At 49.1% G+C, this 25766-nt stretch carries 19 protein-coding genes; 6 read left to right on the forward strand and 13 right to left on the reverse strand.

Going from position 1 to position 25766, the window contains the following annotated elements; all coding sequences use genetic code 11:
- Nucleotides 1-60 precede the first annotated feature (60 nt).
- Entirely contained in the window at nucleotides 61-948 is an 888-nt protein-coding gene (gene mobV, locus HMPREF0658_RS07605) for a MobV family relaxase (RefSeq protein WP_024990956.1), read from the reverse strand.
- A 1457-nt stretch (nucleotides 949-2405) separates the two neighbouring features.
- Between mobV and HMPREF0658_RS07615 the strand changes: the two genes are divergently transcribed.
- Complete coding sequence (locus HMPREF0658_RS07615; RefSeq protein WP_006949877.1) at nucleotides 2406-2813, forward strand: hypothetical protein; 408 nt, start codon at nucleotides 2406-2408, stop codon at nucleotides 2811-2813.
- Nucleotides 2814-2993: 180 nt separating this feature from the next.
- A complete protein-coding gene (locus HMPREF0658_RS10690) occupies nucleotides 2994-3641 on the forward strand; it encodes a hypothetical protein (protein ID WP_006949878.1) in 648 nt (215 codons plus the stop codon).
- A gap of 29 nt (nucleotides 3642-3670) precedes the next feature.
- Here HMPREF0658_RS10690 and HMPREF0658_RS07625 read toward each other — a convergent pair whose 3' ends face one another.
- Together HMPREF0658_RS07625 and HMPREF0658_RS07630 are read right to left on the reverse strand one after the other, a co-directional pair.
- Complete coding sequence (locus tag HMPREF0658_RS07625; RefSeq protein WP_006949879.1) at nucleotides 3671-5443, reverse strand: ABC transporter ATP-binding protein; 1773 nt, start codon at nucleotides 5441-5443, stop codon at nucleotides 3671-3673.
- Entirely contained in the window at nucleotides 5419-7206 is a 1788-nt protein-coding gene (locus tag HMPREF0658_RS07630; protein WP_006949883.1) for an ABC transporter ATP-binding protein, read from the reverse strand. The genes HMPREF0658_RS07625 and HMPREF0658_RS07630 overlap by 25 nt, the downstream gene beginning before the upstream one ends.
- Before the next feature lie 203 nt (nucleotides 7207-7409).
- On the opposite strand from HMPREF0658_RS07630, the gene HMPREF0658_RS07635 reads away from it, so the two are divergent.
- The 4 genes from HMPREF0658_RS07635 (at nucleotide 7410) to HMPREF0658_RS07650 (ending at nucleotide 10894) form a co-directional block, all read left to right on the forward strand.
- On the forward strand, nucleotides 7410-8030 hold the full coding sequence (locus tag HMPREF0658_RS07635) for a DUF4294 domain-containing protein (protein ID WP_374188095.1): 621 nt from the start codon (nucleotides 7410-7412) through the stop codon (nucleotides 8028-8030).
- 629 nt (nucleotides 8031-8659) lie between these two features.
- Entirely contained in the window at nucleotides 8660-9931 is a 1272-nt protein-coding gene (locus HMPREF0658_RS07640) for a peptidase U32 family protein (RefSeq protein ID WP_006949885.1), read from the forward strand.
- The gene (locus HMPREF0658_RS07645; RefSeq protein WP_006949886.1) at nucleotides 9921-10349 is read left to right on the forward strand and encodes a SufE family protein; all 429 of its coding nucleotides are present in this window, start codon (nucleotides 9921-9923) and stop codon (nucleotides 10347-10349) included. Before HMPREF0658_RS07640 ends, HMPREF0658_RS07645 begins: the two co-directional genes overlap by 11 nt.
- Nucleotides 10350-10351: 2 nt before the next feature.
- Nucleotides 10352-10894 carry an RNA methyltransferase gene (locus HMPREF0658_RS07650; RefSeq protein WP_024991123.1) on the forward strand — a complete coding sequence of 181 codons (543 nt, stop codon included), beginning with the start codon at nucleotides 10352-10354 and terminating at the stop codon, nucleotides 10892-10894.
- Nucleotides 10895-10920: 26 nt separating this feature from the next.
- On the opposite strand, the gene HMPREF0658_RS07655 is transcribed toward HMPREF0658_RS07650, so the two are convergent.
- From HMPREF0658_RS07655 to mutS, 10 genes are all read right to left on the reverse strand, one after another.
- Nucleotides 10921-12057, reverse strand: a complete 1137-nt coding sequence (locus HMPREF0658_RS07655) for a hypothetical protein (RefSeq protein ID WP_024991124.1) — start codon at nucleotides 12055-12057, stop codon at nucleotides 10921-10923.
- 24 nt (nucleotides 12058-12081) lie between these two features.
- The gene (locus HMPREF0658_RS07660; protein WP_006949889.1) at nucleotides 12082-13401 is read right to left on the reverse strand and encodes a nucleobase:cation symporter-2 family protein; all 1320 of its coding nucleotides are present in this window, start codon (nucleotides 13399-13401) and stop codon (nucleotides 12082-12084) included.
- The gene (gene xpt / locus HMPREF0658_RS07665; RefSeq protein ID WP_006949890.1) at nucleotides 13401-13967 is read right to left on the reverse strand and encodes a xanthine phosphoribosyltransferase; all 567 of its coding nucleotides are present in this window, start codon (nucleotides 13965-13967) and stop codon (nucleotides 13401-13403) included. Before xpt ends, HMPREF0658_RS07660 begins: the two co-directional genes overlap by 1 nt.
- 385 nt (nucleotides 13968-14352) lie before the next feature.
- Nucleotides 14353-15177 (reverse strand): LicD family protein, encoded by an 825-nt coding sequence (locus HMPREF0658_RS07670; RefSeq protein ID WP_006949891.1) that lies wholly within the window; start codon nucleotides 15175-15177, stop codon nucleotides 14353-14355.
- Nucleotides 15178-15180: 3 nt separating this feature from the next.
- Nucleotides 15181-15909: a phosphocholine cytidylyltransferase family protein gene (locus HMPREF0658_RS07675; protein WP_006949892.1), complete on the reverse strand. Its 729-nt coding sequence runs from the start codon at nucleotides 15907-15909 to the stop codon at nucleotides 15181-15183.
- Entirely contained in the window at nucleotides 15906-16946 is a 1041-nt protein-coding gene (locus tag HMPREF0658_RS07680; protein ID WP_006949895.1) for a pyridoxal phosphate-dependent aminotransferase, read from the reverse strand. The genes HMPREF0658_RS07675 and HMPREF0658_RS07680 overlap by 4 nt, the downstream gene beginning before the upstream one ends.
- Nucleotides 16947-17090: 144 nt before the next feature.
- Nucleotides 17091-17870 (reverse strand): porin family protein, encoded by a 780-nt coding sequence (locus HMPREF0658_RS07685; protein ID WP_139047742.1) that lies wholly within the window; start codon nucleotides 17868-17870, stop codon nucleotides 17091-17093.
- Nucleotides 17871-17883: 13 nt separating this feature from the next.
- Nucleotides 17884-18987, reverse strand: a complete 1104-nt coding sequence (locus HMPREF0658_RS07690) for a PCMD domain-containing protein (RefSeq protein ID WP_006949901.1) — start codon at nucleotides 18985-18987, stop codon at nucleotides 17884-17886.
- 619 nt (nucleotides 18988-19606) lie between these two features.
- Nucleotides 19607-22816, reverse strand: a complete 3210-nt coding sequence (locus HMPREF0658_RS07695) for a S41 family peptidase (protein ID WP_006949902.1) — start codon at nucleotides 22814-22816, stop codon at nucleotides 19607-19609.
- Between the two features lie 82 nt (nucleotides 22817-22898).
- Nucleotides 22899-25523: a DNA mismatch repair protein MutS gene (gene mutS, locus HMPREF0658_RS07700; protein WP_006949905.1), complete on the reverse strand. Its 2625-nt coding sequence runs from the start codon at nucleotides 25521-25523 to the stop codon at nucleotides 22899-22901.
- Nucleotides 25524-25766: the final 243 nt, after the last annotated feature.

Here is a 25766-nt window from a genome sequence, read left to right on the forward strand (position 1 = left end):
ATAATTTGGTTGACTTAAATATAGCGATTGTAGTACAGCTAATTATTTAGCTATTTCCACTTAAATTCCCCTACCTTTCCTTTGCGGTTGTATTGGTCGGCGTATGTTCTGCCTTAACTTCTCGAACTGTTCCTTGAACCATTCGGCAATGGGTTTTCGGTCGATGGCAAGAACCAGTTTCGTCCCGTCGGTGGGGTCTTTCAGCACTTGAAACCCTACCTTTTCGGTCGTGAATTTCCGTCCGTGTTCCTCCGAATAGAGTTCCCCCGCATACTCCAACGACTTTCCCTTGACGAGCGTTGCGGTCTGCCTTTCATCGAACCCGACAAGGCGGCAGAGGTTTTCGATACGGAGCATTTCACGGAAATAGGGAAACCATGCCGCCACCCTTGCTATTACCGCTTTCAGAAACGATATTTCCTGCTTGTGCCTTATGTCCTCGTCTGCGCACAGCCTCACGGTGTCGGTCGGTTTCTTGCGGTATCGCTTATTCGTCTGTTCCTCCCTTTTCCTGCGCTTTCGCTCTCCCTTGACGATGGGGACGAGCGTGACGTGTATGTGCGGCGTTTCCTCGTCCCTGTGCAGGTGAGCCGCCACGATGTTCTCCTTTCCGAACGTGTCGACGAAGTATTTTAGATTGTCGGCGCACCACTCGTCCAAACGCCCCTCTTCCTCTATCCGCTTCATGTCCTCGTGCGTTCCCGACACGTTGATGCGGATTGCCCGTACTTGGTTGCTTCCGATTTTGCGTGTCAGCCCCGCTTCTTCCAGTCTTCTCTGAACAGCCGCCGAACGGTCTTTCACTCCGTCGGGGTAGCCGATGAGCCTGCGGTTCAGGTGGATGCGTGTGGGGTCGGCGTTCTTCGGAATGATGAAACGCTCGATATGTACGGTCGTTCCGCTGTCGCTGCCGTGCGCCTTTTCCATGTGTAAAACTACGAAACCTATATATTCTTCCTTTCTTTTTTGGCTTGTGAAACAATGATTTTTTGTATCTTCGGGAGCGGCAAATGCCGTCCCCGATGGGGTGTGCAGAGGGGCTTGCCCCTTGCCTTATTGGAGAATTTTCAGCGATACATAATATTGCGGCTCGGAAAAATTCCTAATAAGTTACGGTATTTTCTCCATAAATACCCTGCGGCGTGCCGTCCGTCTGCCTTTCGGCTATGGCTGTTCCTGCCGTCTGCTTGCCCGTGACCCTACCTTATTTTTTCCCTTTCGGTCGGTCGGTGGGTGGCGAGGCGGTCGGATATAAGGTTTTCCCAATAAATACGCTCGCAGCGAAGCGAGAGGAAGATTTATCGGGAAACGGCGCAGCCGCTTGACCTTTTATCCGACATAAAGCCCCGTGATTGCTTTGCCTTTGTAGACGGAAATGATTGCTCCGCTTTGCTGTGCTCGGAAAATCGAATCTGCGTATCTGCACATAGTCAGTTATTAATAGATTGACTGACTTACAGATTCAATGATTCCAATACGACAGTACGACACGACTTCATGACGATATGACTGCTGGACTGCCGACATTCAGCGAAAGAAAAATCATGCTGTTCTCTTTTCGTCCGTGCATAATCCTTTCCAACAACACTTTGCGGACTTTGCCGCCCCGAACGACTCGATACGGAAAGCGAGGGCGGCTATCGTTTCGAGGTTAATAGAAAAACAAAGCGTAACGAACGCTCTATCAGCTAATTCGCTACGCTTTGCCCAAATTTACTTTTTCGCTATGTTTTTATTTTAATACATTGTATTTGTTGCCATAGGAAAACAGCATCCATCAAATAGAAAGACGTAAAAGTTTTTCGTTTTCAGTTTCATATCATTTATATATTCCTCTTTTTTCTTTTATAAAATAAGAATAGTATGATGATGATAGGCTGTGGATTGGTTGATAAGTTTTGATGAAAAAGTTTGTTTATTTGTTTATCAACATTTTGTAAAGAGTTATCCACATTGCTTTCTTATTTTTATTGTTTGATTATCAAGCTGTAGAAGGAGTTATCCACTATTTTAAAAAGTGGTGGATAACCGGATTGTGGATAATTTTTTAAGGATAGAAAGTGTGGAAAAAGCGTGGAAAAAAGTTTTCATAACTTGGGCTTTTTCCCTATTTTTATGAGATGGGTTCTTTGTATGTGGATAATTAGATGACTTATTCACAGAGTTATCCACACTGTTTTCCACACTTTTGTGGATAACTTTTTTACCTTGTTTGCTATGAAAAGGAAGTTTAACAAAACTCTTTTCAAATAGAACTGTTTGTGCATTGTAACTTTATATATTTGCATTGAAATGACAGAATAAACAGCTGTTATTTCCAGGATAACAACCTTGCCTATGTGTGGCAAAAAGGAATTGTCGTGCAGTAGGCAAGGATTTTTAGTAACCTTATTAAAGAAATATGTATGATGAAAAGCAATGTAATGGAAAATGAAGTAAGAGATGAGGCTATGGAACGAATCTTTGTAGAGAAAGAAATGGAACGGGAAGTAAAATGGTTGCTGAGCATTCATGCTGACGAGGGATGGTATTGGACAGGTACAAAGACGGCTTTGGCGGGTCTTCTCTATCATGTTTTCAGTCGTGGAACGCTGTATGATTCGAGTGGCCGTTTGCTTTCTTTCAAGTCGATAGTGAGGCAGGTGTTTGAAAATCTTCATCTTTCTGTGCCTAAAAATCCTACTTCGTTTGCATTGAGGGCTTATATATGTAAAGGTATCAAACAGCTTCCGCTGTTGGAAAGTTATCGATATGCCATGTTTGAGAAGAATTGTAAGAATCCGTTAGCAGTATTTCTCAGACAGGAAAAGTGAGCGAATGAGCGGAAAACGGTAAAGGGATTTGGATAGAAAGGAAAGGGATTTTCCTATTGTTATTTAGGAAAAACACTTTTGAAAGGTATTTTCCTCACGCTATCTTTGCATCGTAGACATCGGAAAAGATAATTTTCTGTATGTCAATTCAATGAAGTTTAACCCTTTTAAAACCGTAGAATGATGAAAAGATTTTTAATGATAACAGTATTGGGAGTTGCCGTTCATGCATCGGTAAGTGCCATGAGTTACAGAGAAGCACGGCGGGAAGCGTTGTATCTCACAGATAAAATGGCCTATGAGTTGGGACTTTCGGATGAGGAATATGATGAAGTGTATCGGATTAATTTGAATTATCTGCGTCGAATCAATACTTATGATGATGCTTATACATCGTGTTGGGATTATCGGAACTCGGCTTTAAGGGCGATATTCACTGCCAATCAGTGGGGTATATATGTGAATGCAGATGCTTTTTACAGACCCGTTTCTTGGCGAAATGGTGGTTTCTATCATCGAATTTACAGTCGTTATCCGGATAGAAGCAGCATGTTTTACCATCGGTCGCCTGACATGATGGAGAGAAGACCTCCTGTAATCATACGTGAATCACGACCTATGATACCTCGCGAACGCAGAGGTGACCATCATTTCGGTGGTTTTCGTTACAACGGATATCAAGATATGGACAGAAGAGAACGTAGAGATTTCGACAGAATGCCTGATATGCGCTATAGCGACAGACAACCTTACAGGTCTTTTGAAAATGAAAGCAGGGGTTTTAACCGTGAACGCGAAGAGAGACCGATGAGAGGTTTTGGTCGATAGTGGACAAACGGCAGAGTTCAAAATAAAGGTCAATGTGTCGTATTCATGCTCCATTCACCGGCTTTGCTCTGCATGTTTACCATGTCGCGGTATAAGCCGTCTTCACGCAGAAGGTCGTTGGGATGCCCTTGTTGGCATACGCTTCCATCTTTTAGTACCACGATTTTGTCGGCACCAGCCACAGTTCTCATACGGTGAGCGATAACGAGTACGGTCTTGTTGCGTATGAGGTGGGAGAGTGATTCCTGAATCATCGTCTCGTTTTCCACATCGAGTGAAGCTGTTGCCTCATCGAGAAGAATAATCGGAGCGTCTTTTAATAAGGCACGGGCGATGGATATTCGTTGTCTTTCTCCTCCCGAAAGTTCGGAACCGTTCTCACCTATCAGGGTATTCCAGCCTTGTGGCAGGCGTTCGGCAAAGACATCGCAATGCGCCATACGTGCCGCTTCGAGCACTTCTTCGTCAGTGGCATCCTTACGACCGATGCGTATGTTCTCCATCACAGTATTGTTGAAGAGCGTTACATCCTGAAAAACGATGGCATAGAGCGACATCAACGTCTCGGGATCGACTGTGGAAATGTCTGTTCCACCCACAGTGATGGTACCTTCGGAAATGTCCCAGAAGCGTGCTGCAAGTCTGGAAACAGTGGTTTTTCCACCACCTGACGGGCCGATAAGGGCTGTTACTTCTCCCTGTCGGGCTATGAAAGAGACGTCTCGAAGCACGGTTTCCGAGGTATCGTAGGCAAAGCTCACGTGGTTGAAAGCAATGTCGCAGCCATTGTGAGAGAAAGCGTCGGAGCCTTGTTGGATGGGATGTTCGAGAATGGTGTTCATCCTATCTGTCTGTACATTGAGCATGATGATGGCCGTAAGGTTCTGTAAAGCCGTCATCATAGGGTCGTAAATACGGGATGCTACGAGTAGAAACATAAAGAAACCGATGAGACTTAACGTGCCGTTTATCAAGAAAATGCTGCCGGCAAGAGCTACTGTGGCAATGCCGAATTTGAGCACTAACTGAACAGAACCTACGAAAACGGCCGTTCCAGCCTCACTGACAATGGCCTGTCGTTCTACCTTTTGTATTTTCTCCTGCAAGCCTTTCATATATGATTGTTCGGCATTACATGCACGCAAGTCGCGTAAGGTCTCCAAGCATTCTTGTATGCCGTCGGCACAAGCCATCTTAGCTGCCATCTGTTTGCGTCCCAAAAGGTTTTGAATCTTTGTCGAAAACAGAATAATCAGGAAGCTGACGGGTAATACCCACAGAGCAGCTAAGGCCATGCGCCAGTCGAAGAACAACAACCCGAGGCCTACAATGGCTGCTGAGAGTATGCCTCCTATGAGTTCGGGAATCCAATGAGACGAGGCTGTCTCTAATGTGGCGCAGTCTGCCATGATGGTGCTGGTAAGGTCGGAAAGGTCTTTTTTGCCGAAGAACGACAGTGGTAAACGTCTCAGTCGCTCTGCCAACGATACTCTGCGTACACCGCTTTCCACATAGGTCGTTAAGTAAGTGGCATTGTATTGCAGATAGTAAGTGAATACGATGAGCAACAGACATGCCACAGTAGCTATGCCATACAGGATTCGGTGCTGGGTGTTTACGTTACCCGTATCCAGCAGTTCACCCACTAAATAATAGAGCAAACCCACAGGAAACATGAGTATAAAGTTGAAAAGCATACAGGCTATGCAGCCTTTTATCAGGTCGCGTGCACCTTTCTCAGAGAGTGCATATCTGTGTTGCAGTGTTTTGATGAGTGTCATGCCGTGCCTCCTATGTTCCATTTAACCGATTTGTTATATTCATTCCATATCTTTGCATATACGCCCTGCGGTTTATCTTTCAGTTCAAGATGCGTGCCTGTTTCGCATATCTTGCCGTCGCGGAGCACGAAAATGCGGTCGGCGCCTACCACCGTTGAGAGCCTGTGTGCTATCATGATAACGGTTTTTCCCTCACCCATGGCCGAGAATGCCGCCTGCACACGCCGTTCGTTGTCGGGATCGGCAAAGGCTGTAGCCTCGTCGAGTATCAGTACAGGGGTATTTTGCAGCATCACGCGTGCGATAGCGATGCGCTGACGTTCTCCCCCTGAAAGGTATATACCGCCGGTGCCGAGTGTTGTGAGTATGCCATTGGGCATCTTCTCAATGATATCGTCGCATTGTGCTTTCGACAACACAGCCCTCACTTCATCGGGGGTAGCTTCCGGACGTCCCATACGTACGTTGTCGAGGATGGTACCTTTGATAAGTTTGCTGTCTTGAAAGACGAACGACACGTGGCGCATGAGTTCCTCTTTAGTGATGTCTCGCACATTGACTCCTCCTATCTCTACCGTGCCCTTGTCGGCATCCCAGAAGCGTGCGATGATACTTGCCAGCGTGGTCTTTCCCCCACCTGAGGGTCCGACGAATGCCACGTGTTCTCCTGCGGCGATATACAGGCTGATGTCTTGCAGGGCATCGCAGTGTGCCCCTTTGTACCTGAACGATACGTCGGTGAGGCGTATGCTGTTGTCTTGTGGCCGTTTTCCTTGGTTAGGTTCGGGGAGAGGTTGCATGTTTAGTACACCATTGATGCGTTCCAATGCCTCGGCTACAATCATTTTGCTCTGGCTCAGCAGCATGATTTTTGTGAGTATGACGGTGATAATAGGGGTAATGATGATATAATAGATGAGATTAAGCAGGAAGGTGCGGGTGATACTCTCTGCCGTCATAAGAAGTACTGTAGCAATGAGTAAGGCGAAGACACCGTTGATGCAAAGGGTATAGGCTATCATCGGTTTACGCAGCTTCAGCGTATAGGCGATAACCCATTGGCCGTAGCTATCGATAGCTTCCTTGAATCGTTTAAAGGAAAAGACGCTCTGTCCAAACGTCTTTACCACCGGAATACCGCGTACATACTCCACCGCCTCGTTAGACATACGGTCTAATGCCTGCTGGTATTCGGCCATCTGTCGCTTTAAGTCTTTGCCAATCATGAAGACATACAGGATAACGAAAGCCAGCACAGCGGGCACGAGTGACAGAAGTCCGAGGCGCCAATCGAAATAAAGCAGGAGTGCAAGTAGGCCTGCGGGCATGGCTAAACTGCCGGCTTTGTCGGGCAGATTGTGGGCGAGATACGTTTCTGTGGCTGCACTCGACTCGTTCACTATCTTACGCAACTTACCACTGCCTATGGGCGTGATAAAGCCCAACGGCAAAGTAACGATGTGCTGCATCAGACGAATGCGTATGTTGGCCGCGATGCGAAAGGCTGCAAGGTGTGAACAAATCAGTCCTGCGATGTAAACGACAATGCTCAGCAGCGCATATGCCAACGCCATCCATCCGTAGTGTGCCATGTTTACTGCCTCGTTGAAACGAGGTGCCACGGCCAGCGCCTCGTCTATGATGCGCCAAATATAGACGAATGGTACCAATGCCAGCAACGCACTGCCGGCCGACAACAGCCACGAGGCTATGGAAAGATACTTGTAAGCTCCGGCATATTGAAAGAGTTCGTGAAGCTCTGATGGATGTTTGTTTTCCTTCATATCATAGTATGATTAACTGATGAGAGCAAAGGTATGCCCTTTCTCACAACCAAACAATACCTAAAAATTATTATTTTAAATAGGTGTTCCTATCTATATGTTTCCTTGTGAACATCTATTTAATTCCCTTTCATTCTTTGTTTATTTCGGAAGAAAAGACTATTTTTGCGCCCAATATGGATGCAAGAATTGTCCTCGTATGGATGACCGCCCTCTTCTTTTTTACCGAGGGACGTGCACAGACCGACCACCCAGACAACACCCGCCCCGAAGAGGTGGAGGTGGATATGGACAACCCCACCTTTGTGCCGATGGTAAAGGTGGGCAAAGTGCTCAATGCCGGCGACAGCATTCCTTATATGGAACTGAACAACGTGTATGTCTACCCCACACCCGTGTTTAGCAGTGTTAAGCAGCAAATGGCCTACAATCGCTTGGTGTACAACGTGAAAAAGGTATTGCCCATAGCCAAGGAGGTGAACAAAATCATTGTCGAAACCTATGAATACCTCGAAACACTGCCCAACAAGAAAGCCAAAGACGAGCATCTTAAGCTGGTGGAAAAGAGTATCAAGCGCGAATATACGCCGAGAATGAAGAAACTCACCTTCGCCCAAGGCAAGCTCTTAATCAAACTCGTTTACCGCGAGTGCCACTCTTCATCCTATGAACTCATACAGGCTATCCTCGGCCCTGTGCGTGCTGGCTTCTATCAAGCTTTTGCTTGGTGCTTTGGAGCCAGCCTTAAGAAAGACTACCAACCCGAAGGCGTAGACCGGCTTACCGAGAGAATAGTGCTGCAAGTTGAGGCCGGACAGCTCTGATATCTCGCAGACAAGGTGCTCTGCATAGCCTTCAAACACCTCATCAACCACCCTTTCCCTCATCTATACGCGGGTTCGGAATAAGGATATTGCGGACTTTAAGCTCAGTAAGCGTATGATTGTGGAGTGTAGGACACCATAATTATGATGGCATGAGGTGGAACACAAGCCCCCAAAGTAGCATTGCAGGGCACATAGATGCCATAAAATGATGGTGTGATGTACGGAATACGTGCTGTAAGTGCACCATATGTTAGCCCAGCGCATCGCGCTGGGTATAGGACGTTCCCCTAAATGGAGCGCTGTAAGTGCGACAGAATCCCACAAACGATACGACTTGCCGCGAGAAAGGTTGCCGACCTTTCTATGTACAAACGTCATCTGTACATAGGACTAACGCCACCTGTGCAGGGTACAGATGCCGACTTATGAATCGTAACTTTATGACCCTGAAAGATTACAATCTCGAACTTTTGAGCATTGAATACTAAAAAAGCATCACAAAAACAGAGTGAAAAGTTATGGATTGAAAGCATCTTTTACGACTTTGTGGGTTACTTCTACCCCAGCAGTATATAATTTTCAGTCTGCGGCTGGCAGATTGAGTTTTTTACAGTACCTTTGCATGGATGGAACAAACCATAAACAGCTTTGAAATTATGGCACCCGTAGGCTCGCGCGAAAGCCTTGCCGCCGCCATTCAGGCCGGAGCCGATTCGGTATATTTCGGCATCGGGAAGCTCAACATGCGTGCCCATTCGGCCAATGCTTTCACCATAGACGACTTGAAAGACATCGCTGAAACATGCCGCCAATACGGTGTAAAGAGCTATCTCACGGTCAACACGGTTATCTATGATGAGGAACTGGAACTGATGCATGCCATCGTAGACGCAGCAAAGGCCTCGGGTATCTCGGCCGTGATTGCGGGAGACGTGGCGGTCATGACCTATTGCCGCTACATTGGGCAGGAGGTGCATCTCTCTACGCAGCTCAACATTACGAATATCGAAGCCCTGCGATTCTATGCCCGCTTTGCCGATGTCGTCGTGCTGGCTCGCGAACTGAACATGCAACAGGTGGCGCATATACATCATGAGATTGCCGAACAACACATCTGCGGACCGTCTGGCGAGCTTATCCGAATAGAGATGTTCTGCCATGGAGCCTTATGTATGGCCGTAAGCGGTAAGTGTTATCTCAGCCTCGACAATACGGGGCGAAGTGCCAACCGTGGTGCCTGTACGCAAATCTGTCGCAGAGGCTACACCGTGACAGACAAGGAGACGGGCATGCAACTCGACATCGACAACCAATACATCATGAGCCCCAAAGACCTGAAAACCGTGCGCTTCATAGATGCAATGATGCAAGCGGGCGTCAAGGTATTCAAAATAGAAGGCCGCGCAAGGGGACCGGAATACGTCTATACTGTGGTGTCGTGCTACAAAGAAGCCATACAAAGCGTGCTCGAAGGTACTTTCACGGAAGAGAAGAAAGACGAATGGGACAGTCGCCTCGCTACAGTTTTCAACCGCGGATTCTGGAATGGTTACTACCGAGGACGCACCCTTGGCGAGTGGACACGTCGTTACGGCAGCAGTGCCACCGAGAAGAAAGAGTATGTAGCCAAGGGTGTGAAGTACTTCTCTCGGTTAGGTGTGGCCGAATTTGTGGTAGAAGCGGGCGAGTTTTCCGTAGGCGATAAGTTGCTCATCACAGGTCCTACCACCGGTGTGGTGTACGTTCAACCCGAAGAGATACGCTTCGATTTGAAGCCCGTTGCCACAGCACGTAAGGGACAGCACGTATCTATAGCTGTGCCACAGAAGATACGCCCCAGCGATAAACTCTATAAATTGGTACCGACAAACGAGAAAGAAGGAAGATATGACGATTAAAGAAGCACAAGACGAAGTAATCGAAGAGTTCGACGGCTTCGCAGATTGGATGGACAGGTATCAGATGATAATCGATTTAGGTAACGACCTGCCCCCGCTCGACGAGAAATACAAGGTGGAAAGCAACCTTATCAACGGTTGTCAGAGTCGCGTCTGGCTGCAATGCGACTACAAAGACGGGTGCCTGCAGTTCTCGGCAGACAGCGATGCACTCATCGTAAAGGGCATTATCGCCCTCGTTATACGCGTGCTGAGCGGGCATACCCCGACCGAGATACTCGACACCCCGCTCTATTTCATCGACCGTATAGGCCTGAAAGACAACCTAAGCCCGACGCGTTCCAATGGGCTCCTCGCTATGATTAAACAGATACAGATGTATGCCTTGGCCTATAAAACCAAGGAACAACAATCCTAATGATGCGCAAACTACGTACCATCGAGATGCACCGCCTGACGGTGGAGGAGTTCAAAGAAGCCGAAAAACTGCCCCTCGTGGTGGTGCTCGACGACGTGCGTTCCCTCTACAATGTGGGTAGCGTATTCCGTTCGTGCGACGCTTTCCGCATTTCCGCCATCTATCTCTGCGGCATTACGGCATGTCCTCCTCATGCAGAGATACACAAAACAGCCTTAGGGGCAGAAGAGAGTATTGCATGGCGTTACTTTGCCACTGCCGAAGAGGCCGTGCGCAACCTGCAGACCAAAGGCTTCTTTGTCTACAGTATAGAGCAGGCCGAAGGCAGTACGAAGCTCCACCATCTTACCCTCGAGCGGAGACAAAAATACGCCGTAGTGTTGGGCAATGAGGTAAAGGGAGTGCACCAGTCGGTGGTAGACCTGAGCGACGGTTGCCTTGAAATACCGCAATGGGGCACTAAGCATTCGCTCAATGTGTCGGTAGCAGCAGGCATGGTGGTATGGGAATTTGCCAAACAACTGCTACAGCCCTTGCAGCCATAGTGAGGTGAAGAGTGCGGAATCGGAGATTATTCCACCACCACTTTCTTACCGTGATGGATGAAAATGCCGTGTGCGGGTGTCGTGGTGGGTCTTCCTTGCAAATCGTAATACAGACGGTCTGTCGATACATCTGCCTTGTCGGTGGCTATGCGGTCTATTCCCGTGGTGCCGCTTACCATACTTTCGGGCAGTTCTATCTCTATCTTGCCATAGACGGTAGCCCACGATAGACGACCGTCTGTGAATGCTTCTACGATACCGATGACGTCTGTTGCCGGTGCGGTGCATTTATAAATGTGGTTCGGTGCATCGTGCGTCATCGTGAACCTGATACCTTGATGCCCTTCCATCATAGGCGGCGTTTCACCGGATCGCGTACCCGTTTTCATGAGAAAGTTCTCCTTTACGGAATAGTTGCTCACATATTGGTCGTTCGGAATGAGAAGCGACGGCGTGCCGTTGTCGATGGTAAGGACAGCATGTGTCCATATGTTGCTGAAGATTCCGTCGATGCCTTTCAGATAGATGTCGTTGCCGATGGCTACGCACGATAGACGGCGGTCTACGGGGTCGGAACCATCGGAGTAATCCATGGCGGTGTAGTGTACAGTAGTGGTAAGGGCATCGACGGTTGTTTTGTTTATGAAGGAGGCACGGCGTGCCAGCCAATAGGGATGGGTCTGCCCCTCGTCGTCGTAGAAAAGGCCGTAGTTGATATCTTTTTCTGCAGAGATCACCCGTTTGCCTCCCACTGTTTTGACCTGCAATACGAGGTTGTCGGTTTTCGGAAGCCCCGTTGCCGGGTCAGTGACGGCGAAATACATCATCTGCATTTTGCTACCTACGCCAAACTGCACCCGCTCGACGTTCTGTTTGTTGGGAAAAGAGATGGTGCCCGCCGCCGCATCATACGTACCTTTGAGGTAGGCTCCGTAGTCCACCCAATCGCGCATGTACACCACGCCATCGGCATTGAAATAAAATTGAATCTCGCGCATGTTGCGCGTCATGTAGCCAAAGGGGGTTGCGCGAAGTTCATCATTCAGGTAATAATAGTCGGTGGGGTCGCCCGTCGGTTGCTCACCGATTTGCGGCTCTCCTGTCTGTGCTATGCCCTTGCACGGCAAGAGCAACAGCAGCCATAAGCATGCGAATTGTTTCATATGGGTCATTATAAGGGTTTTTGTTTACTCTTTGATACGTATCGCTGCGTTGGCGATGATGGCCGTTAGTCCACCTGTGGTGATGCCGGATGCGAAGATATTGCGCACCGCTTCGGGACATTGGCACAGTATTTCCGGTACCATCTCCACGCTTAAGCCCAATGAGAAGCTCACCGCCAGCACGAGTGTGGCCTTACGGTCTATCTTCTGTGAGGCGATGATACGGATACCGGCCGAGGCCACTGTGCCAAACATGAGCAACGTGGCGCCACCGAGCACGGGGTCAGGCATGATGGAGAACACCAGCCCTACGGCGGGAAACAGGCCTAAAACTACGAGCATGGCAGCTATATAGTAGCCTACATGACGGCTCGCTACGCCTGTGAGCTGAATCATGCCGTTATTCTGTGCAAAGATGGAGTTAGGGAAAGAGTTGAACACTCCCGCGAGGAGTGAGTTGAAACCGTCGGCAAGGATACCACCGGATGCACGTTTCGTAAACATGTCTCCCTCAACGGGTTCTCCTGAAATCATGGAGTTGGCCGTAATGTCGCCATAGGCTTCTATGGCCGTTATCATATAGATAATGCCCAGAGCGACGATGGAGGAGATGGGGAAGCTCACTCCGTATTTGAATGGTATGGGGAGGTTGAAGCCGCCGAAGGTATCTACGGCATCGAAATGCACGATTCCCATGAAGTAGGCTGCCACATAGCCTAAGACAAGACCTATCACGATAGAGCTCATACGCAGGTATCGGTTGCTGCTGCGATTGAAAATGATGATGGATATGAGCACGAGTGCGGCCAATCCGATGTTGCTTGCGCTACCGAAAGTTCCGTCGGCCATGGCCTTTGCTCCGCCACCGCAGGCATTGATACCTACCTTGATGAGGCTCATACCTATGAGTGTGACCACGATGCCCGATACCAGCGGCGTGATGATGCGTCGGGTGTATTTCAGCATTCTACTGATAACCATCTCTACTACCGACCCCACCATGCAGGCACCGAATACCGCCGGCAGACCGCCCGCCATACCTGCGGCGATAATGGGGCCTATGAACGAGAAGCTAGTGCCTTGGATGCAGAGCAGTCCTGCTCCTACACAGCCGATACGCCGGCATTGGATAAAGGTGGATAACCCCGATGCAAAAAGTGCCATAGAAACGAGGAAGCCTGTTGTAGGAACATCCAGTCTCATGGCACTTGCTATGATAAGTGGCGGGGTGACAATGGCCACGAAAATGGCTAAAAGGTGTTGTAAGGCGGCAAAAAACGCCTCACGAACGGGAGGCTTGTCGTGTAGGCCGTAGATTAATTCACGGGGTTGTGGTGTTTCCATTATCGAAGTTTTATTTCGCAATTGTCTAATGATTCCACAATGGCTAAGCTCTGCACGTTGATTCCTAAGCCACGCAGATAATCTCCGCCTGCCTGAAAGGCTTTTTCTATGATAAATCCCATGCCCTCTATCGTGGCACCGGCCTGCCGGCAAAGCTCAATAATGCCCTTGGCAGCATTGCCATAAGCAAGGAAGTCATCTATAAAGACCACGTGGTCGTCGGGTCTTAAAAACTCTTTGCTGATACAAATATCGTAGGAACGTTGCTTGGTAAACGAGAAGACAACGGCAGAGAGCATGTCGTTCATGGTAGACGGCTTCTTTTTCTTAGCGAATACGACCGGCAAATCGAGTAGGAAGCCCATCATAATGGCCGGCGCAATGCCTGATGCCTCTACCGTAAGAATCTTGTTTACCCGCGAGAGGTCGAAGCGTTTGGATAGCTCCGCGGCAATAGATTTCATCAGATTGGGGTCCATCTGGTGGTTGATAAAGCCGTCTACTTTCAGGATGCCTCCCGGGAAGCAACGCCCGTCGCTCAATATTCGGTCTCTTAATGTTTTCATTGCATTACAGGAGATAATGCATGCAAATATAGTAAAAAGATGGATAACTTGTATAAAACAGGGTTGCTTTTCTGCGGAGTAACCCTATTTATGGGTAAGGTATGAGGCATTGTACGCCATGGGTGCTAGTGTCGGATGGTGTTTCGCGCCTGTAATGCTTGCCTTGGTTACATTGGCAAATACTGTTTGCCACAAGAAAGGTTGCCGACCTTTCCCTGTACAAACGCCATCTGTACCGTGTACGAATGCCGACTTATCAATCGTCACTTTACGACCTTGAAAAGTTACAATCCCGAACTTTTGAGCATCAAATACTTAGGGATTAAAAGAAAAAGGGGTAGAAAAGTTTCGATTTATCACCTACTTTTTACGGATAAAGGTCATTTTAAGGCAGGTTTGCCTGTGTGCCATCGTGATAGGAGTGCGTTAAATCGAGGTAATGGAAGTTGTGTTGCCGGCGTTTCGGTGTAGAGGGCAACGTCATGAAATTACCATATTTCATGGACAGATAAGTCTGCGCCTGTGCGATGCCCTGTACGGGTTTGCCCTCAAAAAGATAGGTGGTGGGGGTATCGAGCCATGTTTTGGGGAAGCAAAAGTGCATGCCGTCGTCGTAGTCTGCCGCTTCTTTGCCGGTGCTGAGGGGGTAGCGTATCAGGATGTTGCGTATTTTCTGTTGTACACCTTGCAAAGTATAGAGGCGACGGCAGAGGAGCGGTACCCAACTGCTGGGGCCTCGGCCGTGTTTGTAAGGGTCGCGGAAGAGCAAGTAGAGCACACGTTTATAGTATTCGTATCGGGCAAATTGCCAGCGCTTAACCATCTTATTTTGCGGAACGCCGTCGATGGGGAACACGTCGATATACACACCACCGAGGTAGCGGAGGTGGAGCCGTTCGATAAGCGTGGTATCGGCATCTTGTATCTTTCCGAAAGGCAGAGGATAGGCGGGGTCAGTCTCGGCACAGACAAACTCGTAGGGTGCGGGCAGCCATTCGGCAGCATGGGCTGCGAGGAGGTCGTAGTCGGGGCGCGGCATGGCAATGTCTACGTCGTCGTCCCACGGGATGAATCCGCCGTGGCGTACGGCTCCGAGCATGGTACCTGCCCATATAGAGTAGTGCAGGTGGTGCTCTTTGCACACCGCGTCGATGGTAAGCAGTATCTTCAGGATGCGTGCATGGAGGGCGCGGATGTCGTAAGTTGCCATATTTCAGTAGAGGTGTGGGGGAATGAGCTGGCCGGCGTGGTTGAAGTCTTCCACCGTGTCAAGTTCTACGGAGAAGTACCGTGTGGTGTCTACCACCCGAAAGGAATGGCCTTTGGGTATCAATCGCTCGAAGGCTTTTTCATAGAAGACGTTTTCGAGATGCTCCTCGGTCATCATTTTGTTTAGTTCTCGAAACAATGCGGTGGAATAAGTGGCATCGATGTATTCGATGCCTACTGATTCGCCGATAGCTTGCTGCGGGTCGCAGGTCTTGGTGAGTTGGGTTATATCTCCGCGTGGGTTCACTACTACTTTCATCTCTTCGTCGCCCAAGGTATGGCGATTGACGGCCAGAGAAGAGCCTTTGCCAGAGGTGAGGGCAGCGAGGAGTTGCGGGTCGAACAGGATGTCGCTGTCGAGCAATAGGAATGGGTTGCCGTCTGCAACGGGTTTGGCCAGCCACAGAGAATAAATGTTGTTGGTGGTTTGATAGGCCTCGTTGTGGATGAAGTGGAGCGACAACGTGGGATAACGTTCGAGAAGGAACGTGCGGATTTGTGCTTCGCGATAACCCGTGACTACAACAAGACGGGTAACGCCCGCCGATACCAACGCATCGACAGTACGTTCCATGAGGGTGCGTTCGCCTATCTTAAGCAGACATTTGGGCACGGTGTCCGTGAGCGGTCGCAGACGTGTGGCCATACCGGCGGCCAAAACAACGGCTATCATTTCTGTGCTACACGTAGAATGGTGTTGCAGACGAGACGGTTTTGTTCGGCACGTCCCAAGGTAATGCGCATGTGTGAGTTGATGTCGGGTTCGTTCATAAACTTCACCTTATAGTCTTGCTCGGCAAACGCTTTCTGCAACGATTCTTTCAGAGATAGGGGATATTTGATTAAGATAAAGTTAGCTACCGACCGGTAAACCTTGAAGCCGGGCAGTATGCCTATCTCCTTTGTGTACATCTGTCGGGCTTCGTCCATCACGCGGGCTACTTCCCGATAGTGCGCGTCCGACTTCAGGGCGGCGATGCCTAACTCTTCGGACAGGCGGTCGTAGCCGAGATACATGTTGGCATAGCGCAGAAAGGCGTCCATTTCTCCGCCTTTTCCTACGAAACCGTAGCCGAGGCGCAAACCGGGCAAGCCGTAGAACTTCGACATCGTGCGGCATATCACCACGTTGTCGTGCTTCTCTACGATGCGTTTGATATAGGTTGCATCTTTGGAGACAAACGATGCGTAAGCCTCGTCTACCACAACGATGGTTTCGCGGGGTACTGATGCGATGATGTCTTCCATCTCATTGCTGGTTAGTCCGTTGCCGGTGGGGTTGTTGGGAGATGCCAACAGCAGCAGGCGCGGACGCTTTTGCTGGACCAAATCCTTGAGCTCTTCGAGGCGGTAGGCAAAGGTATCGGCCTCTTCATACATGGGATATTGCTCGGTAATGCCCTCTACTTCGTCGGCAATAGATTTGTAATACCACCATGAAAATTTAGGGATGAGCATGGTTTTGTTATCACCCTTGGTAAGGAAATAGTGTACTGTTTTCTTCAACAAATCCTCTGCGCCGTAGCCTACCATTATCTGGTGTTCGTCGATGTCATACAATTCGGAGAGGTATACAGAGAAGATGCTCTTCTTTCCTTCGTCGTAGATGCGGGTATAGAACGCGAATTTACCGATGTCGAAATGGCGGAAAGCAGCTGCCACTTCTTGTGACGGCTGGAAGTTAAACTCGTTGCGATCGAGATAATTCATATGATGTTGTGGTTTTAATATTTAGTTTACTTTGCCTGCAAAGGTAGTGAAAATAACACATAGTGCAAAACATTTATCCCTGCAAGTGGTGCGGAGTGCGTCTCGGTTGCCGGCTGCGTGCTCTGCGTGATGCCGGTTGCACGTTTAAAATAGGTAGCCGAATCCTATATTGAGATAGATGGGATACATGTTGAAAGTGATGGTTTTGAAGTCGTGTTTAAAGATGTCGTTGAATGCCCACGTAAAGTCGGCATTCATGGAAAAGCGTTTGAAGGCCCGCCATGAGCCGCCTATCTGTGCGCCCCATTGCCATCGGCGGAGGTTGTCGGTGAAATCGTAGGTGGCCGTTTTGCCATCAGTGAAAGCAATCTTCTGGCCTATGGGACTGTTTTCACGCAGGTAGCCGTCGGTAACATAGCCGGAGAAGTCGCCGTCGAGGCGGAGGGAAGCGTAAAGGCCTGCGCGTATCTTCCATGAAGAGTTGAATCTGTAATCGGCTGTGAGTGGCAGGGTGAGGAAGGTGCTGTTGTATTTTGTCTGCACATATCCTGTCCAGTAACCGGCCACGCGATTGCCTTCGTTGATAATTTCCATACCGTAGTTTTTCACCGTGGCGCCGGTTTTCATGCCTTTCTCTTCTACACGCAGACCGGCAGAGATTCCCCACCGAGCCTCCTGCCCGAGCCATTTGGTGACCACGCCTTCGAGCACGCCGTTGAACTTGGGGTTATAGTTTTCGATGCTGCGTATCTCTTCGGGCAGCGGCAGAGGAGAGGCACCACCGAGGTTGATGCCGGCCTTTACTTCGTATTCCCAGCCGTTGCGCTCGGAGTTGTATAGGGTGGCTGTGCGGTCTTTCTGTGCCGATGCGGTGAGCAGGGCGAGAATGAAGAGGGTGAGGGAGAGTGATGTTCTGCGTATCATAGGGCTTTGGGGATTATTCATAATACAGGTTCATTTCGTCTACATAGAGTGTGCTGCCCACAGCGCCGTTGAATTTTCCGCCATCGATGCTGGACGAGAGGACAATGGCTAAGCTATATCGGCCGGCTTTCAGCTTATCGGCATCCACTTCTTTGCCCTCCATTTTATGGAATGGCAGGACGAAAGGTTTCCATTCGGTGGTCTCTTTGGCATCGGAGATGCGTGCCATCATGACGATGTTTGGGCTGGTGAGCGAGTTCGTGCCGTCGAGATAAGGCACTTCGGTAGTGGTTTCAAATAGCACGGCATAGATATCGGGACGGTCTTTGCGGGCGAGTTCGTGTCCACTCTTATCGGTGAATTTACTGCCGGCAGTGTATTTGTAGTATCCAACCAATGTTTGGGGAATCTTGCGGAAAGGCAGACCGAAGTGCGTAGATTTCAGCATGTTGCCTAAATTGACCTCGAAGACACCTGTAAAGAGGTTGCCGGCGGCGATGGGAGCACCGAACATCGCACCCAACGCTCCTGTACTGAGCGTGGTCAGCTTTACGCATTTGCCCTTGTAACCGTTGTCGGCCTGCGAGGTAGGATAGTCTGTGGCGGGCGAGGAGGTATGGGTAATCATGTAGCCGGCGTTGCCGCTAGCCCATGTCATCTCCTCGCCTTCGATGGAGGTATCATAGAAGATGTGGAAGTATTTCTTGCCCTCGTGTTCGTGGTATCTGACGTTTTCAAAGTGATACTCGGTGGCTAAGTCGCCCAGCAGGAATGATACGGTATAGGTTTTCTTCCATTTGCCGTCTTGCGAGGTAACAGTATATTTCTGCGGTTGGGTGAAGTCGCGCACGGTGCCGCTGGCGGGTTCTATGGTGGCACCTCCGGTAAGGGTGAACTGTGGTGCCAGATGCGAGATGTCGCTCCATCGGTCTGCGTTTACATAGAGTTTCACCTCGTCGTTGGTAATCACGGGCATGCGGATGAGCAGGCTTTCGTCTACGATGCAGGAAAGTATGTCGGCTTCGGCATTGGGAGCCTCGTCTTTGATGCAGGAAGTCAGCGATAGCATAGCGAACAGAAGGGCTATCGAAACGGAATAAAAATGTTTTATCATCATATCGTTTTTATGAGTTATGCCCTGCAAAGGTACGAAATAAATGGAAGATACGGCAATTGGTAGGCGACAAGGAAGGGACTTGAAGTGTTAAAAAACGGAGTAAAAAGTGCTCAAAAATCCGACTTTGTAACTTACTGATTATCAAACGTTTGCAAAGGTGATAAATTTCCTGCGCATCTCGTTCAAACTTTCTGCGCACCAAGTTTAAACTTTCTGTGCAGAAAGTTTGGCCGACAACCGCATCTTTTTCGGTCGGGATTTAACAAAATTGTTAGAAAACATTAAAGTCATTCCTATCTATGTGGGGTTGAGATAAGCATTCAAAAGGGTAGGCTTGGGATAGAAGCAACGAAAGCAAATAAAAAAGAGAGGCAAACCGATGGTCTGCCTCTCTTTAACCCAAATCATTTATTAGACTCCTCATCTGTCATTTCAATATTGCTTCTATGGTTTCCTGTCATCTTTCATTCGCTTGTCGGCATCTTGTCTGCCGCCCTCTCTCAATGTAGTCCACTACGCTTTCGAGAAGACGGCAAACAATCTGAACGACAATCAAACAAAATCTGTACAGGATTTAATGGTCGATTTGGGTTTAAGGGATTGGATGGCTTCGGGTGAGCTATTGTTTCTTCATCATCAGCTGAACGGCTCGTTCGAGCTGTCGGTCGTTACCGTTGAGGAAGTCTTCGGGTGTGTTGTACACTTCGATGTCGGGGTTGAGTTGGGTATTTTCTCCATAGCGTCCGCGCATATCGCGGCATCCCACTTGCGGAATACCGAAGACCATACTATTGTCGATGAGCGTTTCCCACCATACGGCAGTCATCGTGCCGGCTATGGGAGCACCGACGAGTTTGCCGATTCCCAGCTCTTTGTAGACGAAGGGGAAGCCGTGTCCGTTGCTGTAATCGTCTTCGCAAATGAGCACGCACGAGGGTTTCACCCATTTGTTGAAGGGGTCGCGGCCAATGAATTTGCCTCGCGGAACGAACTCTTGGTACTGTTTGCCGCCGAGCAGGGTGCAGAGGTCATCATGCAACCAACCTCCTCCGTTGTGACGTTCGTCAACAATAACGGCATCTTTGTTGCGGTTCTCGTCGGAGAGGAGCTCGCGATAAACGGTGCGGAAGCTCTCGCTGTTCATCGCTTTCACGTGTACATAGGCTATGCGTCCGCCGGATAGACTGTCTACCATCTCGCGGTTGCGGTCTACCCATCGCTTGTAGAGGAGTTCTTGCTGGGCATATTTGGAGATGGGTTTAATGGTCACGTCGAAGCGTTTCTTGGTTGAAGGATTGTAGATGCTGATACGCACGGGCTTGTTTATTTTGCCATCGAGGAGGAAGTTGTAGTCCATCCCCTTTCCGATTTTCTCTCCGTCTATCTTCTCGATGATGCAGCCGGCGGTCACATTTGTCTTGCGCACGGCAAAGGGACCCCGTTTCAACACCTCTTCTATCTTGAGTCCGTCGCCATCGTATGCATTGTCGAAGAAGAGTCCCAAGCAAGCGGTTTGCAAGGTTGCGCCCGGAGCAAAGTAACGTGCGCCGGTATGCGAGGCATTGAGTTCGCCGAGCATCTCGCTGAGCATGTCGCGGAAATCATAGTTGTTGTTGATGTAGGGGAGGAAGCGTTCGTAGGTTTTGCGATAGCCTTCCCAATCTACGCCGTGAAGGTCGGTCACGTAGAACTTGTCTTTCACTTGCTGCCACACATGGTTGAAGATATACTGACGCTCGGCATACGGCTTGTAATTGAAGCGTGCTTCGAAATCGATGTTTGTGGTGGAAGACTTCGCGATGTCTACTTTCTTGATGCCGTTGCGTGTGTTCAGGAATAAGTTCTTGAAGTCTTTGTCGGCATCGAGTCGTCCTGCGCCGATTCCTTTGAGCACCAATTCTGTCTTTCCCTCTTTGAAGTCGTGTTTCCAGAGGTCGAAGTCACCCTCGAACGCAGCTTGGTAATAGAGTGTGTCTCCACCCGGGCTAAGGATGGCATCGCCCATGTTGGACGAATTGGAGGTGAGCCGTATGATGCGGTCACGGCAGTTGTCGAGGTCGAAAGTCAATGCTTTCGGCTCTTCTTTCTTTGCCGGCTTCTTGGCGGTCTTCTTGTCTTTGTCGTCGCCTTTCTTTTTATCGGCGGTCTGTTCTTTGGCTAATTCTTTTTCTTCCTTTGTCATGCGGAAGCGTTCGTAGGCATCGATATCGAAAAACATGATATACTCGTCTTCCTCGGCTCCCCAGCTTCCGTGGCTTCGGTAGCCAGCTCTGTCACTTTGGAAAATCATCGCCTTGCCGCCCAAAGCCCAGCGGGCGTTGCCGTCGTTGTAACCGCTTTGCGTGAGGTTGTGCAGCTCTCCGCTTCCAGAAGCGTTTACCAACGCCACGTCTTGGCTGTTCCAACCGCCGGTGCCCATGTATTCTGTCAATAACCATTTACTGTCGGGGCTCCACTCAAACCAGATATCTCCGTCTGAATACGAGTAGAGATACTTGCCGTCCATGACCGTTCTCACCGCTTTCGTCTTGATATCGACCACACACAGCGCAGCTCGGTCTTCAAAGAAAGCGATGCTTTTGCCGTCGGGGCTGAACTTCGGCAGCAAAGAGGTTTTGCTTGATTTCACCAATTGCTCTTCTTCTATGTCTGAAGCGTAAGCAAACGCTTTTTCGGAGCTGTTCTTCAATCGTGCGACATATATCTGCCACAGCCCGTTGCGTTCGGCTGCATACGTGAGACTTTTGCCGTCGGGCGAGAAGTTTACGTTGCGTTCTTGCTCCGGTGTGTCGGTAATCTGCTTGGTGGTCTTATAGTCTATGGACGTAACATAGATGTCTCCGTGGAGCACAAAGGCGATTTCCTTACCATTAGGCGACAGGGCTATCTCTGTGGCTCCCCGCGTTTTGATTTGTCGTTCCAAGTCTATGTCGTTGCGGTCGGTCACCACCGTGATGTTTACTTTCTGGGGTTGTCCTCCTTCCCGCATGGTGTATATCTCGCCGTCGTAGCCATAGCAGAGTGTCCCATCCAAGGAAACGGTGAGCGAACGCACAGGGTTACCCTTGTGGTGGGTGAGTTGTGTTTTGTTGCTGCCGTCGAGATGGCGTTTATAGACGTTGAAAGTGCCATCTTCCTCGCTCAGGTAGTAGTAGGCGTTGCCGTCTTTTGTCCACACCGGTGTGCGGTCTTCTCCGTTGAAAGAGGTCAGCTTGGTATATTGGTTGTCTTTGCAGAGCCATATATCACGGGTAATGGGTGAGCGATGATGTTTGCGAAATACGTCTTCATACCCTTTCTGGTCGTGGTAGAGGATGTCGCCGCGGGCGTTGATATTTACGTCGCACATGGGTGTAGCGGAGAAGAGGCGAGGTCGTCCGCCCTCAGTACTTATTTCGTAAACCTGCGGGAACATACGGCTTGAAAAGTAGATAGATTTCACCGTAGGCATGTCCGATGCCTGATAGAGGATATGCCCGTTGTCGCGGAAAGTCATGGGCACTTCGTCTCCGCTGTCTGTTGTCAGACGTTTGGGGCTGCCCCCTTCTTTGCTCATGACATAGATATCGAGACTTCCCTCGCGTGCAGAAGCAAAAGCCAAGGTCTGTCCGTCGGGGCTCCACACGGGGTAGGCATCGTAGGAAGCGTTTGTTGTCAGTTGCTTGGCGTTGCCCCCTTGGGTGGGAACTGTGAAGATGTCGCCCTTGTAAGAGAAAGCTATTGTGCGTCCGTCGGGCGAGATAGCACTGAAGCGCAGCCAGAGAGGTGAGGTTTGTGCAGCAGCTGTCAGTGAAAGAGAGAGTGCCGCAAGTGTGAGAATTTTTTTCATTGTATTGTGTTAGATTTTTGATAATGCAAATATAATGATTATTTTCCGTTCTTTCATGTGGCAGCACATGAATTTACAAGGTTTATTTGCCGCCCACTATTTTCTTAATGTCGTTCAGTTTGTTGAGTGCTTCCACGGGTGTAAGACGGTTGATATCCAGGCCGAGTATCTCGTCGCGTATCTGACAGAGCACAGGGTCTTCGAGTTGGAAAAAGCTGAGTTGCATGCCTTCTCTACTGCTGTTGATACGTTCGGCACTTGGTTTTTCAACCGTGCCCACATTGCTGTTGTCCGATTCGAGTTGCTTCAATATCACGTTCGCTCTCTTTACGATGCTCTTCGGCATACCTGCTATTTGCGCTACATGAATACCGAACGAGTGTTCGGAGCCGCCCTTTGCCAAGGTGCGAAGAAAGATGACTTTGTCGTCGAGCTCCTTTACGCTCACGTTATAGTTCTTGATTCGTGCAAAGTTCTTTTCCATTTCATTCAGCTCATGATAGTGAGTAGCAAACAACGTGCGAGCCTTTGCACGTTCGTTTTCATGCAGATATTCCACGATAGCCCACGCAATACTGATACCGTCGTAGGTAGAAGTGCCTCGCCCCAACTCATCGAAGAGTACAAGCGAACGGGGCGACACATTATTTAATATGTTGGCAGCCTCTGTCATCTCTACCATAAAGGTTGATTCACCCAACGAGAGATTGTCGCTTGCTCCCACACGAGTGAATATCTTGTCAACCAATCCGATGCGGGCGCTTTCCGCCGGCACGAAGCAACCTATTTGAGCCAGCAATACTATCAAAGCCGTTTGTCTGAGCAAGGCCGACTTTCCCGCCATGTTCGGGCCGGTTATAATCATAATCTGCTGACGTTCGGAATCCAGAAAGATATCGTTCGGCACGTATTTCTCGCCCAACGGGAGTTGTGTCTCTATCACCGGATGTCGTCCTTGTCGAATGTCTATTACATCCGAGTCATCTACCGACGGCATGATATAGCGATTTTCTTCCGACACTTTGGCAAAGGCGAGCAGGCAATCGAGGTGTGCTATGAGATTGGCATCTATCTGAATCTGCGGGATAAACTCCTGCATGGCCGTCACCAAGTCGGCAAACAAGCGGTCTTCTAATGAGAGAATCTTTTGTTCGGCACCGAGTATTTTCTCTTCGTATTCCTTCAATTCTTGCGTGATATAACGCTCTGCATTGGCCAATGTCTGCTTTCTCACCCAGTCGGTAGGCACATTTTCCTTATAGGTATTTCTCACTTCAAGATAATAACCGAATACATTATTGTATCCGATTTTAAGACTTGCAATGCCCGTTGCTTCCGCTTCACGCCGTTGTATCTCAAGCAGATAATCTTTACCGCTATAGGCGATGCGGCGCAATTCATCGAGTTCGCTGTTCACCCCATCGGCAATCACGCCCCCCTTGCTTACCAATTGGGGCGGGTCTGTACATATCTCACGCTCTATTCGTTCACGGATACTCTCGCAAAGATTCATCCGTTCGCCTATGCGGCGCAGGTTTTCATTCTCTGCATATAAGCAGGCCGTCTTTACAGGTGCAAGTGCTTGGAGCGCATTCTTAAGCTGTACTACTTCGCGGGGCGACACCCGACCTACGGCTGCTTTGGAAACAATACGTTCGAGGTCGCCCATACGATGGAACTGCTCATCCAAGCATTGTCTGAAATCGGGTTTCTTAAAATAGTATTCCACAATTCCTAACCGCTCGTTGATGGGCTTTTCGTCTTTCAGCGGGAACACTACCCACCGCTTCAGCATGCGTCCGCCCATCGGGGTCACGGTTTTGTCGATGATGTCGATGAGCGATGCCCCCTCATCATTCATGGGTGCCACCAATTCTAAGCTACGTATGGTAAACTTGTCGAGCCTCACGTAGCGGTCTTCTTCTATACGGGCGAGCGACGTGATGTGAGCAATATGTGTGTGTTGTGTCTGTTCTAAATACTGAAGAATGGCTCCCGATGCAATGATACCGCTGTTCAGATGTTCCACGCCGAACCCTTTCAAGTTCTTCGTGCCGAAGTGTTTCAGCAGTTTTTGCCGTGAATTTTGGTCTGTAAACACCCATTCGTCCATTTCAAAGGTGCAGTATCGTGTGCCGGAAAAGCGTGCGAAATCGCTTTTCCGTTCTTTGTTGTAGAGTATTTCCTTTGGTGCGAAGTTACCCAACAGCTTCTCTACGTAATCGATGGTTCCCTCGCCGGTAAGGAATTCGCCTGTAGATATATCAAGGAAAGCCACCCCGCAAGCTGTCTTTCCGAAGTGAATGGCCGCAAGGAAGTTGTTTTCCTTGTAATTCAACACGTTGTCTCCCATGGCCACACCGGGCGTAACGAGTTCTGTAATGCCGCGTTTAACGAGCGTTTTTGTGAGTTTCGGGTCTTCCAGCTGGTCGCAGATGGCCACCCTTCTGCCGGCTCTTATCAGTTTAGGCAGGTAAGTATCGAGTGCATGATGCGGGAAACCAGCCATTTCTGTGTCTTCTCTGTTCCCCCCGTTGTTGCGTTTTGTCAGCGTAATACCTAATATTTTTGCTGCTGCCACTGCGTCTTCGGCATATGTTTCGTAAAAGTCGCCGCACCGGAAGAGCATCAACGCGTCGGGATGTTTTGCTTTCAGGTCGAAGAATTGCTTCATCATGGGGGTCAGCCCCTTATCTTTGGTTGCCATTTCTCGTTAGGAATTTTGTCTACAAAGATAATGATTTCCTTGTGATTTCTCCCCAAAGAAAGCGTTTTTCCAATGATTGCGGCTTCGCAAAACAGTAAAAAATATCCTGCAATAGGGTTGCTTTAAAAAAGATTTCCTATATTTGCAGCATTCGTTTTGGTAAAGTTTTGCAGGAGAAGCGTCATCCGCAGGCTTTGCCGGAACTTCACACTAAACAACACCATTCATATGAAAAAAACGTTA

Origin of the sequence: Hoylesella marshii DSM 16973 = JCM 13450 (assembly GCF_000146675.1) — a bacterium.
GTDB lineage: Bacteria > Bacteroidota > Bacteroidia > Bacteroidales > Bacteroidaceae > Prevotella > Prevotella marshii.

What these genes read in the sequence shown, in the direction of transcription:
- HMPREF0658_RS07680 (WP_006949895.1), bottom strand. Translation starts at nt 16,946, where the DNA reads ATGAATTATCTCGATCGCAACGAGTTTAACTTCCAGCCGTCACAAGAA.
- mutS (WP_006949905.1), bottom strand. Translation starts at nt 25,523, where the DNA reads ATGGCAACCAAAGATAAGGGGCTGACCCCCATGATGAAGCAATTCTTC.
- HMPREF0658_RS07670 (WP_006949891.1), bottom strand. Translation starts at nt 15,177, where the DNA reads ATGGCAACTTACGACATCCGCGCCCTCCATGCACGCATCCTGAAGATA.
- HMPREF0658_RS07625 (WP_006949879.1), bottom strand. Translation starts at nt 5,443, where the DNA reads ATGGAACATAGGAGGCACGGCATGACACTCATCAAAACACTGCAACAC.
- HMPREF0658_RS07640 (WP_006949885.1), top strand. Translation starts at nt 8,660, where the DNA reads ATGGAACAAACCATAAACAGCTTTGAAATTATGGCACCCGTAGGCTCG.
- HMPREF0658_RS07645 (WP_006949886.1), top strand. Translation starts at nt 9,921, where the DNA reads ATGACGATTAAAGAAGCACAAGACGAAGTAATCGAAGAGTTCGACGGC.
- HMPREF0658_RS07635 (WP_374188095.1), top strand. Translation starts at nt 7,410, where the DNA reads ATGACCGCCCTCTTCTTTTTTACCGAGGGACGTGCACAGACCGACCAC.
- HMPREF0658_RS07695 (WP_006949902.1), bottom strand. Translation starts at nt 22,816, where the DNA reads ATGAAAAAAATTCTCACACTTGCGGCACTCTCTCTTTCACTGACAGCT.
- HMPREF0658_RS10690 (WP_006949878.1), top strand. Translation starts at nt 2,994, where the DNA reads ATGATGAAAAGATTTTTAATGATAACAGTATTGGGAGTTGCCGTTCAT.
- HMPREF0658_RS07660 (WP_006949889.1), bottom strand. Translation starts at nt 13,401, where the DNA reads ATGGAAACACCACAACCCCGTGAATTAATCTACGGCCTACACGACAAG.
- xpt (WP_006949890.1), bottom strand. Translation starts at nt 13,967, where the DNA reads ATGAAAACATTAAGAGACCGAATATTGAGCGACGGGCGTTGCTTCCCG.
- HMPREF0658_RS07650 (WP_024991123.1), top strand. Translation starts at nt 10,352, where the DNA reads ATGCGCAAACTACGTACCATCGAGATGCACCGCCTGACGGTGGAGGAG.
- HMPREF0658_RS07685 (WP_139047742.1), bottom strand. Translation starts at nt 17,870, where the DNA reads ATGATACGCAGAACATCACTCTCCCTCACCCTCTTCATTCTCGCCCTG.
- HMPREF0658_RS07630 (WP_006949883.1), bottom strand. Translation starts at nt 7,206, where the DNA reads ATGAAGGAAAACAAACATCCATCAGAGCTTCACGAACTCTTTCAATAT.
- HMPREF0658_RS07655 (WP_024991124.1), bottom strand. Translation starts at nt 12,057, where the DNA reads ATGAAACAATTCGCATGCTTATGGCTGCTGTTGCTCTTGCCGTGCAAG.
- HMPREF0658_RS07675 (WP_006949892.1), bottom strand. Translation starts at nt 15,909, where the DNA reads ATGATAGCCGTTGTTTTGGCCGCCGGTATGGCCACACGTCTGCGACCG.
- HMPREF0658_RS07615 (WP_006949877.1), top strand. Translation starts at nt 2,406, where the DNA reads ATGATGAAAAGCAATGTAATGGAAAATGAAGTAAGAGATGAGGCTATG.
- HMPREF0658_RS07690 (WP_006949901.1), bottom strand. Translation starts at nt 18,987, where the DNA reads ATGATGATAAAACATTTTTATTCCGTTTCGATAGCCCTTCTGTTCGCT.